Source organism: Amycolatopsis dendrobii (genome assembly GCF_014145675.1).
Taxonomy (GTDB): Bacteria; Actinomycetota; Actinomycetes; order Mycobacteriales; family Pseudonocardiaceae; genus Amycolatopsis; species Amycolatopsis dendrobii.
This window is the reverse complement of sequence record NZ_JACGZW010000008.1, coordinates 163,987-177,776: the sequence shown is the minus strand read 5'-3', so window position 1 is coordinate 177,776 and position 13,790 is coordinate 163,987. Positions and strand designations below refer to the sequence as shown.

12 protein-coding genes are annotated in these 13,790 nt (G+C 69.7%); 6 read left to right on the top strand and 6 right to left on the bottom strand.

The annotated features are described in order from the left end of the window. Window positions 1-686 precede the first annotated feature (686 nt). Window positions 687-1,364, top strand: coding sequence for a LysM peptidoglycan-binding domain-containing protein (locus H4281_RS46295; protein ID WP_182893179.1), 678 nt, complete (start codon window positions 687-689; stop codon window positions 1,362-1,364). Window positions 1,365-1,895: 531 nt separating this feature from the next. On the opposite strand, the gene H4281_RS24015 is transcribed toward H4281_RS46295, so the two are convergent. Then, window positions 1,896-2,747 (bottom strand): helix-turn-helix transcriptional regulator, encoded by an 852-nt coding sequence (locus H4281_RS24015; RefSeq protein WP_182893178.1) that lies wholly within the window; start codon window positions 2,745-2,747, stop codon window positions 1,896-1,898. A 78-nt stretch (window positions 2,748-2,825) separates the two neighbouring features. On the opposite strand from H4281_RS24015, the gene H4281_RS24010 reads away from it, so the two are divergent. From H4281_RS24010 to H4281_RS23995, 4 genes are all read left to right on the top strand, one after another. Continuing rightward, on the top strand, window positions 2,826-3,563 hold the full coding sequence (locus H4281_RS24010; RefSeq protein WP_182893177.1) for an SDR family NAD(P)-dependent oxidoreductase: 738 nt from the start codon (window positions 2,826-2,828) through the stop codon (window positions 3,561-3,563). A 27-nt stretch (window positions 3,564-3,590) separates the two neighbouring features. Further along, entirely contained in the window at window positions 3,591-4,331 is a 741-nt protein-coding gene (locus tag H4281_RS24005; RefSeq protein ID WP_182893176.1) for an SDR family NAD(P)-dependent oxidoreductase, read from the top strand. Window positions 4,332-4,627: 296 nt separating this feature from the next. Further along, window positions 4,628-5,776 carry a cation diffusion facilitator family transporter gene (locus tag H4281_RS24000; protein ID WP_237600456.1) on the top strand — a complete coding sequence of 383 codons (1,149 nt, stop codon included), beginning with the start codon at window positions 4,628-4,630 and terminating at the stop codon, window positions 5,774-5,776. A gap of 109 nt (window positions 5,777-5,885) precedes the next feature. Beyond that, the gene (locus H4281_RS23995) at window positions 5,886-6,233 is read left to right on the top strand and encodes a BlaI/MecI/CopY family transcriptional regulator (protein ID WP_182893175.1); all 348 of its coding nucleotides are present in this window, start codon (window positions 5,886-5,888) and stop codon (window positions 6,231-6,233) included. 318 nt (window positions 6,234-6,551) lie between these two features. Here the strand turns inward: H4281_RS23995 and H4281_RS23990 are convergent, their stop codons facing one another. After that, window positions 6,552-6,776 (bottom strand): hypothetical protein, encoded by a 225-nt coding sequence (locus H4281_RS23990; protein ID WP_182893174.1) that lies wholly within the window; start codon window positions 6,774-6,776, stop codon window positions 6,552-6,554. 166 nt (window positions 6,777-6,942) lie between these two features. On the opposite strand from H4281_RS23990, the gene H4281_RS23985 reads away from it, so the two are divergent. After that, window positions 6,943-8,115 carry a L,D-transpeptidase gene (locus H4281_RS23985; protein WP_182893173.1) on the top strand — a complete coding sequence of 391 codons (1,173 nt, stop codon included), beginning with the start codon at window positions 6,943-6,945 and terminating at the stop codon, window positions 8,113-8,115. A gap of 49 nt (window positions 8,116-8,164) precedes the next feature. On the opposite strand, the gene sbnA is transcribed toward H4281_RS23985, so the two are convergent. Genes sbnA through H4281_RS23965 form a run of 4 tightly spaced genes read right to left on the bottom strand, consistent with a single transcriptional unit; the run spans window position 8,165 to window position 13,777 of the window. Beyond that, complete coding sequence (sbnA, locus tag H4281_RS23980; protein ID WP_182893172.1) at window positions 8,165-9,139, bottom strand: 2,3-diaminopropionate biosynthesis protein SbnA; 975 nt, start codon at window positions 9,137-9,139, stop codon at window positions 8,165-8,167. 41 nt (window positions 9,140-9,180) lie between these two features. Further along, a complete protein-coding gene (sbnB, locus tag H4281_RS23975) occupies window positions 9,181-10,248 on the bottom strand; it encodes a 2,3-diaminopropionate biosynthesis protein SbnB (RefSeq protein ID WP_182893171.1) in 1,068 nt (355 codons plus the stop codon). Beyond that, window positions 10,245-11,258: a TauD/TfdA family dioxygenase gene (locus H4281_RS23970; protein WP_182893170.1), complete on the bottom strand. Its 1,014-nt coding sequence runs from the start codon at window positions 11,256-11,258 to the stop codon at window positions 10,245-10,247. Before H4281_RS23970 ends, sbnB begins: the two co-directional genes overlap by 4 nt. Before the next feature lie 35 nt (window positions 11,259-11,293). Further along, window positions 11,294-13,777: a non-ribosomal peptide synthetase gene (locus tag H4281_RS23965; protein ID WP_182893169.1), complete on the bottom strand. Its 2,484-nt coding sequence runs from the start codon at window positions 13,775-13,777 to the stop codon at window positions 11,294-11,296. Between the last annotated feature and the right edge of the window lie 13 nt (window positions 13,778-13,790).

Here is a 13,790-nt window from a genome sequence, read left to right as displayed (position 1 = left end):
CGGGGAGAAATGTGGACCTTTCCGGGGTTTTTCTGGTCTTTTCGCCGTCTGGGTCCGGCGGCGGGTGCGGTTTCCGCCGGGAAGGAGCGGCGGACCGCGGTTTCGGCGGCGGGGAGCGGCGGGGCTGTCGGGCGGGTGGTCCAGACCATCGTGGTGGTCCGGACCGCTGGTCCGCCGACTCCGGTCGCTCGCGGACGGCGGCGGGCGCGAGCGCGTCCGGGGGAGCGGGCCTGCTCCGGCGGGGCGCGCGCGGCCGGGCCGGGCGGAGCAGTGCGGGTGAACGAGGTCCGCGAAGCTGCGTTTATCTCGACCGTTATCTACGTTTGAAGAGCAAGTAACTCACAGTTCTTTCTGTTGGAAAATTTCCGGTGCTTTGGTGGAGGGCAGTTTTGGGCGGGTGATGGGCAAGATACCGTTGCGGTTGAGCAGTGATTTATTAACCAGATGTGCGGCGGTGACCATGACGGACTGTCGCCCCACTGCTACGCGCCGAGGCGATCTGTGGCCGATCCCACTGCCTCTGTACACCTGCCGTTTCCGTTTCGTAATCTTCTCGAGCTTTTGCGGTGACCTGCGATCTACCCCGAGGATCAGCGACCCGAAGCCGCCGCGCGCCGTCGCGGCTCGCTGCCTGGTTCAGGCACGAGGACGGCGGTGCGGTGTGACAGCGAAGGAGCCCACCTACCGTGGGACGGCACAGCAAACCCAGCAAGACGAAGACAGTCCTCCAGCGCACCGGCGCGACCGCGGCTCTCGCGGGAGCCACCCTCGGCGGCATCGGCCTCGCCGGGGCCGGCACGGCCAACGCCTTCCCGGGGCAGGCCGGCATCGTCAAGTGCGAGAGCAGCGGCAACCCGAAGGCGGTCAACAACACCGCCGCGGGCCAGCGCGCGGGCCGCCCCGCCGGCCTGTTCCAGATCGTCACGAAGACCTGGCTCGCGAACGGCGGCGGCCAGTTCGCCCCGACGGCCGACAAGGCCACCCCTGCGCAGCAGCAGATCGTCGCGGACCGGATCTACGCGAAGCAGGGTTCGGCCCCGTGGCAGTGCCGCGGCGGCTCCGGTCCGGCGAGCTACGCGGACTTCGGCGGCGACACCTCCGGCGGCTCCGCCGAGGTCGAGGCCGTCGCCGCGAAGCCGAAGGTCGAGGTCAAGGCCGAGACGAAGGTCAAGTCCGCGCCCAAGCACGCCGCACCGTCCTCGAACCCGGACGGCAGCTACACCGTGGCCGCCGGCGACACCCTCTCCGGCATCGCGAAGAACCTGAACGTCGAGGGCGGCTGGCAGCACCTGCAGCAGCTGAACGCGAAGTACATCCCCGACGCGAACCTGATCCTGGTCGGCCAGAAGATCGTCACGAAGTAACCTGCCGAGGCCCTGGCCGGGCCCGCGCCGCTTTCCCCCGGGCGGCGCGACCCCGGCCGGAGGCCGCTGGTGCACGCGCGCGCACGTGCGCTCGGGCACCGAACGCGCGCCCCGGCGGCCGGCGTGCGGGGCGGGCGGGCCTGCATTGTGGGAACACAGGCCGGTTCGCGCCGCACGCCTTGCCTCGTGGGGCTTTCGAGTGCGCGAACGGGCGCTTGGGCGCCGCGCGGATCGTGAGTTGGCGGAGGTTTTCGAGTGCGCGGGACCTGTGCGCGTGCTCTGCGGGAAGAAGAGCCTGCCTGTCCTGCGTGCCTTGCCTTGAGCGCCCGGTTCGCGGACTGTCTTGCCGGTGTTTCCGCGAGAAGAGTCGGAAACACGCTCGGAACTCGCAGCCGAAATGCGGCCGCTGCTGTCGCGCTGGCCGTGTTCCGATGGGGGCTGTGCGATGCATCGCCGTGAAGAATCCCGTGGCAGCGCGGCGCGCCAGTTCGGTGTATTCGCCGCCCACGTCACGCACGAGAACTCGTGCGGTTACGATTTTCCGCCCGCATCCGGACGGTGAGTGGCGTTCCCGGCAGCCGGAATCCGCAGCGGAACGCTCCGCAGCAAAGACAGCGCATCAGCGCTCGGACTCCCAGGCTCAGCCTGATAGACAATCAACTGCTGCCCAGTCGCACCGCGCACGTCGAAGGCTTGATAAGTCAACGTCAGCGGCCCAACCGCCGGATGCACGAACTGCTTCGGTTCGCGGGTTTTCCCGCGCACTTGATGGGTCTCCCACAGCACTCGGAACTGCTCGCTGCCCTCGCTGAGCTCCGCGGTTAAGCGAGGCAATGCGGGATCTCCCGCGGCGGCGCGCAGGTTCGCCACGGTGGCTTGGGCCGTCCAGTCCCAGCGGGCGTAGAACTGCCGACCCGCTGGGTCGAGGAAGGTCATGCGGGCCAGGTTGCCGGCTGCGGCGAAAGGGGAGAACAGGGCGTCGGCGAGGGCGTTCGCGGCCAGGATGTCCAGGACGCGGTTGAGCACGAACGCGGGCGCGTGCGGGTGGCCGTCCATGAGTTGCCGCAGTTCCGGGCTCACGCTCTGCGAAACGGGGGACGGCAGGTCGGGCGGGGCGGCGCCGGCTAGGCGGTACAGGTGTTCGCGGGCGTCGGGGTCCAGGTCCAGGGCGCGGCTGAGGGCGTCGAGCACCTGGGTGGACGGCCGGGCTTCCCGGCCTTGCTCCAGGCGTGCGTAGTAGTCGACGTTCACTCCGGCGAGCACGGCGACTTCCTCGCGGCGCAGTCCCGCGACTTTGCGTCTGCCGGAGTAGCGCACGCCGGCGTCCTCCGGGGAGCGTTGTGCGCGGCGTGCTCGCAGGAAGTCGCCCAGTTCCGTGCCCATGCGGACCAGGGTAGGCGGCGGCTGGGTGGGTGTGACACGTCCTGTCAGCGAGACTCGAAGCGGCTGAGACTGGGCGGCATGACGAGTGAATTGGCGGGAAAGGTCGCCCTGGTCACGGGTGCCGCGCGGGGGGTCGGGGCGGCGACGGTCGCTTGGCTGCGCTCCCGTGGGGCACGAGTGCTGGCGACCGACATCCGGCCGGAGGCGGAGCAGCTGGCCGGCGACGGGGTGGCGGTGCTGGTCGGCGATGTGTCCGAAGAGGACGTCGCGTTGCGGTCGGCGGCTGCGGCGATCGAGCGGTTCGGCGGGCTCGACATCCTGGTCGCCAATGCGGGACGTTCGGTGAACAAAGCGATCACTGAGACGACCGCGGCGGACTGGGACGAGGTGATGTCCGTCAACGCCCGCGGGGCGTTTCTGCATGCGCGGGAAGCATTTCGGGTGATGCGCGACAACGGCGGGGGAGCGATCGTCACGGTCGGCTCGTTCGCCAGCACGGTGGGGTTGGCCGAAGCGGCGGCGTACAGCGCGTCGAAAGGAGCGCTGGCACAATTGACAAAAGTGCTCGCACTGGAAGGCGCGCCGCACGGAATTCGTGCGAATGTGGTCGCTCCGGGCGTGATCGAGACAGATCTGCTCGACACTTTCCGCGCCGACAGCCGGGCGTATCTGCGGTCTTTCGGCGACGCCCATCCGCTCGGCCGGGTCGCGCAGCCTGAAGAAATCGCCGAGGTGATCGGGTTTCTGGCTTCGCCGCGGTCCGCGTTCGTCACCGGTGCGGTCGTAGCCGCCGACGGCGGCTACACGGCGGCTTGATTTCCCTCCGGCGAAAGGAAATATCCCATGCGGCTTGGCGGCAAAGTTGTGTTGCTCACTGGAGCGACCGGAGGGATTGGACAGGCTACTGCTGAGCTGTTCGCCCGTGAAGGGGCCAGTCTGGTCATTACCGATGTCGATTACGGCGCGGTGGAGAAACTCGCGGCGAGGCTCGGGACTGACGTGCTCGCCGACCGGTTGGACGTGTCCTCGGCGGACAACTGGCGTGAAACCGTCGAACGGACCCAGCAACGGTTCGGCCGTCTCGACGTGCTGGTCAATATCGCGGGAATCGTGGACTGGCCGGGGATCGAGGAAACCGGGAAGGACGCCTGGGACCAGGTGATCGCGGTCAACCAGACCGGGACCTGGCTCGGGATGAGGGCCGCGATGCCGCTGTTGCGCGCCTCCGGCAACGGGTCGGTCGTCAATACCTCCTCGGTGCTGGGGCTGGTCGGCAGCGGCGCGGCTGCCGCGTACCAGGCGTCGAAAGGGGCGGTGCGGCTGCTGACCAAGACGGCCGCGGTCGAGTACGCGACGCGCGGGGTCCGGGTCAATTCGGTGCACCCGGGCGTCATCGCGACGCCGATGATCCAGGACCTGCTCGACGAACAGGGCGACCAGCAGCCCGACATCGTCCGCACGCCGATGCGCCGCGCGGGCAGCCCGGCCGAGGTCGCGCACGCGATGCTGTTCCTGGCCGGCGACGAATCCTCGTTCGTCACCGGAACCGAACTGGTCGTGGACGGCGGGCTCACCGCGCATTGACCTCGGCATCATCTACTATCCGGCATAGTAGATGAGATCCGGCGAGACGAGCACCTTGGCGGCTGCCCGCGGGCGGCGTTCGAACCGGGTGTCCGCCGGTGCTCGCGGCGGGCTCGTCCTGGCCGGGTTCGCGGGCGGGGGGTGTTCGCGGCGGCGGCACGAGCAGCCGGGGCATGAGGTTCTTCCGGTTTCCGCACGTCCGCCCACGGCGGAGCTGAAGTCGGCGGTCAAGGTGCGCGACGACCGACCGGAGCGGGAGGAGCGAGCCAGTCGGGAAGCCCCGTGCCTGCGCGCCGGTGACCGGCACGGTCGCCTCGAACTACGGCATCCGCTGGGGAACGACCCACTACGGCCTGGGCGTCGCGAACGCCATCGGCACCCCGGTCCGGACGCCGCTCGCCGGGACGGTGCTCTCGAACCGGGCGGGTGACCTCGGGTGGACGCCGGGGCGGAGCGTGCGCGACAATACATGCACGTTTCGCAATATGTCAGGGACGGTGCGGGTGAGCGAGCAACACCAAGGCCATGGTCACGGCGTATCCGCGGGCGCGGACCGCATGTGGCTGGTGCGGGCGCTGGCGCTGATCGTCGGGTTCATGGCCGTCGAGCTGGTCATCGGCCTGATCGCCGGGTCGCTCGCGCTGATCACCGACGCCGGCCACATGCTGACCGACGCCGCGTCGATCGTGCTCGCGCTGGTCGCGATCCGGCTGGCGGCGCGTCCGGCGAAGGGCGGGTTCACCTACGGGCTCAAGCGCGCGGAAATCCTGTCCGCGCAGGCCAACGGGATCACCTTGCTGCTGCTGACCGCGTGGTTCGGCTACGAGGCGGTGACCCGGCTGATCGAACCGCCGGAGGTCCAGGGCGCGCTGGTGCTCGTGACCGCGCTGGCCGGGATCGTCGTGAACGTCGCGGCGAGCTGGTGCATCAGCCGGGCGAACCGGTCGAGCCTGAACGTCGAGGGCGCGTTCCAGCACATCCTCAACGACCTTTACGCGTTCATCGCGACCGCGGTGGCGGGCGCGATCGTGTGGTGGACGGGATTCGCCCGCGCGGACGCGATCGCCGCGCTGGTCGTCGCCGCGCTGATGGCGAAGGCGGGCTGGGGGCTGGTCCGCGAGTCGGGCCGGATCTTCCTGGAGGCCGCGCCCGCGGGAATCGACCCGGAGACGGTCGGCGAGCAGGTGGCGTCCGTCCCGGACGTGGTGCAGGTGCACGACCTGCACATCTGGCAGATCACCTCGGGCGAGCCCGCGCTGTCCGCGCACGTGCTGGTGCGGCCCGCCGCCGATTGCCACGCCGTGCGCGCCGGGATCGAGGAGATCATGCGGTCGCGGCACCGGCTCGACCACACGACATTGCAGGTGGACCACGCCGACGAGGACCGGGCCGAGCACTGCGAACGGTCGCACGGGCCGACGTACCGGTTCACCGGGCGGTCCTGATCCCGCCACCAGAAGGAACCGCGTGCGAGCCGCTTCGGCCCGGCGGCCTCCGGAAAACGAGCCGGAGAGCGGGGAAACCGCCGGATGAGCGAGCCCTAGGATGCGTGGCGTGCAAGGACTCGGCGAGCTGGAATCGGCGGCGATGGACGTCTTGTGGCGCGCGAGCGAAGCGCGCACCGTCCGCGAAGTGCTGGAGGCGCTGAACCGGGATCTCGCCTACACGACGGTCCTCACCGTCCTCGATCATTTGCACAGCAAAGGCTGGGTGGAACGCGAAAAACGCAGCCGCGCCTACTGCTACACGCCAGCGCTGTCGCGAGAGGAAGCCGCGGCGCGCGCGATGCGGAACCTGCTCGCGGACGTGGGCGATCCCGAAGGGGTGCTGCTGCATTTCGCGCGGTCGGCGTCCGAGGGGGAGCGGGACGCATTGCGGCGCGGGCTGCGGAAGCGCTCGTGATCGTCTCCGCGGCGCTCGTCGCGACTGCGGCGATGGCGGGTTGCCGCGGACCGTTGTTGCTGCGTCGCGTATTGCGGGCACGGATGCCGGCGACGCTGCGTTTTGGCGCGTGGATTCTGTTGCTGGGCGGCATGATCGCGGCCGGAGCAGGTGCGGTAGCGACGGCGTTCGCGCTGGCGTCGATCCGCCTGTATCGGCGTCAGCTTCGCTTGCACGACCGGCCTCGTCGTGCTCTCCGAAGGGCTCGCGAAGGATCTCTCCGAAACCGAACTCGCCGCGGTCGTCGACCACGAACGGGTCCCATCTGCGCGGACGGCATCACCGCCTGGCCGGGTTCGCGCACGCGGTGTCGGCGGCGCTGTCGTTCGTTCCGCCGGCCCGGCGGTCGCCGGAGTTCGTCGCCGCTGCGGTCGAGCTGAGCGCGGACACCGCGGCTGGACGTCGGCATGGAGCGGCGACCGTCAGCGCGGCGTTGGACCGGACGCATCCGGTGCGTTCGGCGGACACGAGCTCCGGCTCGAACACTTCGCCCGCGGGCGGCACACCGCGATTACCGGTGTTCTCGCCTTCGCGACGGCCGCGTTACTCCCCGTGAGCACAGCCGTGGCCCTGATCGCCGCCGGGGCCTGGACGGCGACTCCCGCTCTGCTCCACGCCTGACCGGTATGACTACTATGTCCGGTAGTAAGGGCGAACGGGGGCAAATCAGGTGCTGGGGCGAAAAACGCAGATCATCGGGGGGATCGTTGCCGGGCTGGCGCTGACGGCGGCGTGCACGTCCGCACCGGAGCCCGGTCCCGCTGCCGGCGCCGAACAGAAGACCAGCGCGGCGCCGGCGCCCGCGACCCTCGACCTCGGGCCGAAGGACGGCTCGAACGACGTCGCACCGGGTGAACCCGTCACCGCGGTGGCGGGCGGGTCCACGCTCAGCGAGGTCACCCTCGCCGCCGCGGACGGCACCCCGGTTCCCGGCGGGATGGACGCCGCGAAGCAGCGCTGGACCAGCAGCAAACCCCTGGAATACCGCACGAAGTACACGCTCACCGCACGCTCCGCCAGCGCGGACGGCAACCCGGTGACCCGTACGAGCACCTTCACCACCGCGGCCGCGAAGGCGCAGGCGTACCCGTCGGTGATCCCGCTCGACGGCGAGACCACCGGCGTCGGCATGCCGATCACGATCAAGTTCTCCGCGCCGGTCGCGGACAAGGCCGCTGCCGAGAAGATGCTCACCGTCACCTCCGACAAGCCCGCCACCGGCGCGTGGCGCTGGTTCGGCGACGACGAGGTGCACTACCGCACCAAGGAATACTGGCCCGCGTACTCCACGATCACCCTCGACATCAAAATCGCCGGCCGTGCGCTCGGCAACGGGGTGTTCGGCAAGGCCGACCGCAAGATCAGCTTCAAGACCGGCCCGTCGATCATCTCGAAGGTGTCCGACAAGGAAAAGCAGATGCGGACGTACAAGGACGGCCAGCTCGTCCTGACGTCCCCGGTCAGCCTCGGCAAGCCGTCGGCGCGCAGCGTCTCGGGCACGATGCTGATCATGACCGTGCAGTCGCCGTACACCATGGACTCCAGCACGTACGGCGTGCCCACCGACTCGCCGGGCGGCTACCGCACCACGGTCAAGTACGCGCTGCGGCTCACCAACTCGGGTCAGTTCCTGCACTCCGCGCCGTGGTCGGTCCGGCAGCAGGGGCACACCAACACCTCGCACGGCTGTCTCAACGTCAGCGTCGAGAACGCGAAGTGGTTCTACGAGAACTCCCATCGCGGGGACGTCGTGACGGTGACCGACACCGGCGTCGACCTCAAACCCGGCGACGGCTGGACCGACTGGCGCTTCAGCTGGGACGAATGGCAGAAGAAAGACTGAGCCCGCCGCGGCGCGGCGCACCGGGGAACGCCGGTGCGCCGCGCGCGGGTCAGACGGACTGGCGCGGCCGGGGCGAAAGCACGTCCTCTCCGTAGATGCCCTGCAGCCAGTTGGTCTGGTAGATCGTGTCGAGGTACCGCTCGCCGAGGTCAGGGGCGACGGCCACCGCGGTCAGGTGGTGTGCGTCGTGTTCGGACAGCCAGCTCGTGGCTCCGCTGACGACCGTCCCGGTCGAGCCGCCGAACAGGAAGCCGTTGCGCGCCAGCCGATGGCACGCCCGGACCGAATCCGGTTCCTCGACGAGGACCACGTCGTCCACATAGGACTCGTCGAGGATCGCCGGGCGCACGCTGGTGCCCAGCCCGGGCAGCATCCGCCTGCCCGCCGGGCCGCCGAAGGTCACCGAGCCGACGCTGTCGATCGCGACGATCCGCACCGGCCGGTGCCATTGCCGGAAGAACCGCGCGCAGCCCATCAGGGTGCCCGTGGTGCCCGCGCCGACGAACAGCACGTCGAGATTCGGGAACGCGGCGGCGATCTCCGGTCCGGTGCGCTGGAAATGCGCTCCCCAGTTGTCCGGGTTGGTGTACTGGTTGAGCCACACGTAGCGCTCGTCGGAGGCGACCAGCATGCGCACGTGGTCGATGCGCGCCCCGAGGAAACCGCCTTCGGGGCTGGGTTCGGTGATGATGTGCACCTCGTTGCCGAGCGCCTCGATCGCGCGGCGCGTCGCGAGGTTGCAGCGGGAATCGGTGACGCACAGGAACTTGTACCCCCGGCTGGCCGCGATCATGCTCAAGGCGACGCCGAGGTTGCCCGAGGACGATTCGACGATGATCGAGCCCGGCCGCAGCAGGCCGTCGCGTTCGGCCGCGTCGACCATTTCGGTCGCGGCCTTCAGCTTGATGGAGCCTGCGAAGTTGAACCCCTCGCACTTGAGGTAGAGCGAATAGCCGAAACTCCAGCGGAGGTCGACGTACAGCGCCTCCTCGTTGAAAGCTTCGGGAACGGTGATGACTCGCACAGTTTTCTCCCCTTCAGGCAAAGCTCAGTGGCGGACGGCGCTCAGCCATACCGGCGCAGTTCGTGGAAGAAGTCCTCGATGACGTGCAGTCCGCCGGCGTCGGACACTCTCTCGTGGACGAAGGCCCCGACCGCGAGGTCGAGAACGCCGAGCCCGAACGGGGAGAAGATCAACGGCTGGCCGGCCGGCGGGCTGACCCGGCCGGACAGCACGTCGTCGAGGGTGCCGAGCAGGAAGTCCCGGCTGCCGGTGCGCTGCTCCACCAGATGCGGCGACGTGTTGGCCTTGAGGCAGTGGTCCACGTCGTCGACGATGTTCGCCGACGCCAGCAGGACTTCCGGGGCCAGATCGCGCAAGGACACGTGCAGGACGAGCGGATTGTGCGAGAACCACGAGGGATCGTGCACGTGCGGTTCGCCGGCGATGGTCGCGAAGACCACCAGGTCGCTGCCGCGGATCAGGCCCTCGGCGGTGTCGTGGACGCTGATCTCGCCTGCGAAGCCGGACTGCTCCAGGTAGCCGCGGAATCCGGCGGCGCTGTCCGGGTGCAGGTCGTGCACGTTGATCTCGTCGAACTCCCAGCCGGTCCCGGCGAGGAAGGTGTGGATGTAGCGGGCGATCAGGCCGACGCCGAAGAACCCGACGCGCCGGGGACGCTGCCGGGTCCGGCTGAGCCAGTCCGCGGCGAGCGCGGCGGAGGCGGCCGTCCTGGTCGCGCTGATGATGGAGCTTTCCAGGCAGGCGAACGGATATCCGGTCGCGAGATCGTTCAGGATCAGCACCGCAGAGGCCCTCGGGATCCCGGCGGCGACGTTGCCCGGGAAGCTGGAGATCCACTTCAGGCCCGCGACGTTGGTCTTCCCGCCGAGCGAGGCGGGCAGGGCGATGATCCGGTCGGCCGGACGGTCGGGGAAGCGCAGGAAATAGGAGGGCGGGTTCACCGAATCGCCGGAGCCGTGCACCCGGTAGGCGGTCTCGACGAGGTCGACGACCTCGCGTTCGCGCCCGGACAGCGCCTGCTGGACCTGGGCGCCGGAGATCACCGCGAACGGCGGCACGGCGACCGGGCCCGCCGAAGCGGATTCGGCGGTGAAGGATTGCGTCGTCACTGGTTTTTCCCCTCGGAAGCGAGCGAGCAGTCGGAAAGCCGCACCGGGTCGGCCAGTCCGACGAGCACCTCGCGCGGGCCCTCGTAGGCGTCCCGGCTGTGCGCGGTGCGGACGTTGTCGACCAGCAGCAGGTCTCCCGCCTGCCACGGTTCTCCGGCGGTGTGTTCCTCGTACACCTCGTTGAGCAATCGCACGACGTCCTCGCCGATCGGGTCGCCGTTGCCGAAGCGCGTGTTGAACGGAAGGCCGTCGGCCCCGTAGATGTCGACCAGGTACTCGTGCACCTCGGGGGCCATCGTCCACTCGTTGAGGAAGGCGATCTGGTTGAACCAGCACGGCTGGCCGGTGACCGGATGCCCGACGATCGCGTCGCGGCGCTGCCGGGTGCGCAGGCCGCCGTCGGGCTGCCATTCGAACTCGATCCGGTTGGCGCGGCAGTACTGCTCGATCGCGGAGCGGTCCTCGGTGCCGAACGCTTCGGCGACCGAGGCCCCGATCTCGTCGTTGAAGCTGCGGGTGAGCAGCCAGCCGTCGCGTTCGAACCGCGCGCGCAGGTCCGCGGGCAGCGAGGCCAGCACGGCGGTGGAATCGCTGACCCCGGTGACCCCGCCCGAGGACGGCGGGCTGACGCAGGCGAAGAGCATCAGTCCCGGGAATTCCAGGGTGTAGCTGAGTTCGTGGTGCATGCACATCGGCTGGTTCGGCGGCCATTCGGTCGAGGAGTGCGCCCCGCCGGGGTAGGCGGTGCGCGGCGCGAACGCCTCCCGCTCGGTCATCAGCAGGTCGGTCAGCCGCCCGAACACGGCCGCGACCGCGGTCTGTTCGGCCAGCCCGAGACCTCGGACGAGCACCGCGCCGTATTCGGCGACGAGTCTTCGCACGGTCTCCCGGTGCGTGCTCGCCCATCCGGCCGGGTCGCCGCCTGCCTCGGCCCGCAGCACCGCGGGCAGCCCGGGACAGAAATCCGGCTCGGGCGGGGAAGTCTTCGGCAGGAATTTGGACAACGACATCGTGGAATCCCTTCGATTTCCGCGGTTCGGGAGGTTCAGGAGTTTCCGGAGGCAGCGGACCGGCTGTCGATCAGCGCGGCCAGGTCGGCGAGCACGGGGTGCTTGGCGACGTCCTTGATCGAGACCGCGCGGTCGAGCGCGATCGCCAGCTTCACCGCGGACAGCGACGTGCCGCCCCGGTCGAAGAAGTGGTCCCGGCGGCCGACCTGGCCCGCCCGGATGCCGAGCACGTCCGCCCAGGCCCCGGCCAGCCGCTCTTCGGTGCCGGTGACCGGTGCGTCGTAGTCCTCGTCGACGGCGTCGAGTTCGGCGGCCAGCGCGGCGAGGTTCTTCTTGTCGATTTTCCCGTTGGCGGTCAACGGCAGCCGCTCGCGCCAATGGAATGCCGAGGGCAGCATGTACTCCGGCAGCGCCGCGGCGAGGTGCTCGCGCATCTGCTCGTGGTCGAGCTGTTCCCGGCTCGAATAAAACGCGACCAGCCGTTTGCCCTGTCCGCCGCGGTCGGCCACGACCACCGCGCCGTCGCGTACTCCGGGCACCCGCAGCAGCGTGTTCTCGATTTCGCCGATCTCGATCCGGAAACCGCGGATCTTGACCTGCGAATCGCGCCTGCCGAGGAATTCCAGCTTGCCCTCGGGCAGCCAGCGGCCGTGGTCGCCGCTGCGGTAGAGCCGGGCGTCCGGGCGATGCGGGTCGGTGGTGAACGCCCGCGCGGTGCGCTCCGGGTCGTTGACGTACCCGCGGCCGACGCACACCCCGGAGAACACGATCTCCCCGGGCGCGCCGAGCGGGACCGGGTCGAGCCGCTCGTCGACCACGTACACGCACACGTTCTGCACCGGCGGCCCGAGCGGCACTCGCTCCCGCGCCGGCGCGCGGTCCATCACCTCGTGGTTGGTGTCGTCCGAGGTTTCGGTGAGGCCGTAGGCGTTGACCAGCTTGATGTCCGGCATCGTGGCGAACCAGCGCTGTGCCAGCTCGGTTTTGAGCGCTTCGCCGGTCACCGACACGCAGCGCAGATCCGGCAGCGCGACCGGGTTCTTGTCCACAGCGGACAGAACGACCTCGAGGTAGGACGGCACGACCTGCAGCACCGAAACCCCGCCGCTGCCGAGCCGGTCCACGAAGCGGTCGGCGTCCAGGATCACGTCCTGTTCGATCAGCAGCGTGGTCCCGCCGACCAGCAGCGCGGAGACCAGCTGCCACAGGGAGATGTCGAAGCACTGCGGCGCGACCTGCGCCACCACCGACTCCTCGGTGATGCCGAGGTCGTTGATCTTGGCGTAGAGATGGTTGACCATCCCGGCGTGCTCGCACATCGCGCCCTTCGGCTCGCCGGTGGAGCCCGAGGTGAAGTAGATGTAGGCGAGCTGGCCGGATTCGACGGCGACGCCGAGATCGTCTTCGGAATGGTCCTCCTCGTACGCGGCGTCCACGAACAGCGTGCGCACGCCGGGCAGCGATTCGACCGCCTTGCGCAGGGTCGTCGTGCTGCCGGGTTCGGTCAGCACCAGTTCGCAGTCGGCCCGGCGCAGCGTGGTCGCGATGCGGTCGGCCGGGAAATGCGGCTCGATCGGCAGGTAGACGCCGCCCGCCTTGAACACGGCGAGCACGGCGGCCATCCAGTCCAGATTGCGTTCGGTGACCACCGCGACGACGCCCTCGCGGCGCAGCCCGCGCGCGACCAGCGCCCTCGCCAGGCGGTTGGCGCGCCCGTTGAGCTCCCGGTACGTCCACCGCCGGTCGCCGTGCACCGCGGCGATCGCGTCCGGATTCCGGGCGGCGTTGCGCTGGAACAGTTCGTGGCACCGCAGGTCCGGCACCTCGACGTGCGGCCCGGCGAGCCCTTCCAGTTGCAGCTTGAGCTCCGCCGCCGACAGCAGGGTCGTTTCCTGGTGCGGTGCGGTGCTGTCGGTGCGGATCAGGCTGAGCGCGCTCAGGTGGTAGCCGAGGATGCGTTCGGCCGCTTCGGAATCCAGCACCTCGGTGCGGAAGCGCAACCGGAGCGTCTCCAGATCCGGCGAAACGTCCAGCCGCAGCACGATGTCCCCGGCGAGGTCCCCGTCGGCGCGGGTCGGGTCGAAGACCGTTTCGAACGGCGGCGCGATGATGCCGAGTTCGGCACGCAGTTCGTCGACCGGGAAGTCCCGGAAGGCGAGGGTCTGCGCGTCGATCGCCGCGGCGTGCTCGATCAGCTCGCGCCAGGTGCCGGATTCGGTGCTGAGCCGGCAGGGCAGCGGCGTCCCGCCCGGCTCGGCGACGTAGCCGGTGCACACCTCGGTCTCGCCCGACAGCGCGGCGAGGACCTTGGCGTGCGCGGCGAGCAGCACCGAGCTCAGCGGCACGCGCAGCTGCTCGGCCAGCAGCCGCAGCGCGGCCGCGAGCCCCCGGGGGACCGGCGTTTCGTGGTCGCCGATCGCGGATCCGGCCGCCAGCGTCCAGCGCGGGACGCTGGTGCGGCCGCCGGCGGTGAGTACTTCGCGCCAATGCTCGCGAACCGCTCCCAGTCCGGTTCTCATGGGTCGTCCTTCC

Bases quoted from the DNA above. Each gene is read 5' to 3' on its own strand.
- H4281_RS24010 (WP_182893177.1), top strand. From the start codon at position 2,826: ATGACGAGTGAATTGGCGGGAAAGGTCGCCCTGGTCACGGGTGCCGCG.
- H4281_RS23965 (WP_182893169.1), bottom strand. From the start codon at position 13,777: ATGAGAACCGGACTGGGAGCGGTTCGCGAGCATTGGCGCGAAGTACTC.
- H4281_RS24005 (WP_182893176.1), top strand. From the start codon at position 3,591: ATGCGGCTTGGCGGCAAAGTTGTGTTGCTCACTGGAGCGACCGGAGGG.
- H4281_RS23970 (WP_182893170.1), bottom strand. From the start codon at position 11,258: ATGTCGTTGTCCAAATTCCTGCCGAAGACTTCCCCGCCCGAGCCGGAT.
- H4281_RS24015 (WP_182893178.1), bottom strand. From the start codon at position 2,747: ATGGGCACGGAACTGGGCGACTTCCTGCGAGCACGCCGCGCACAACGC.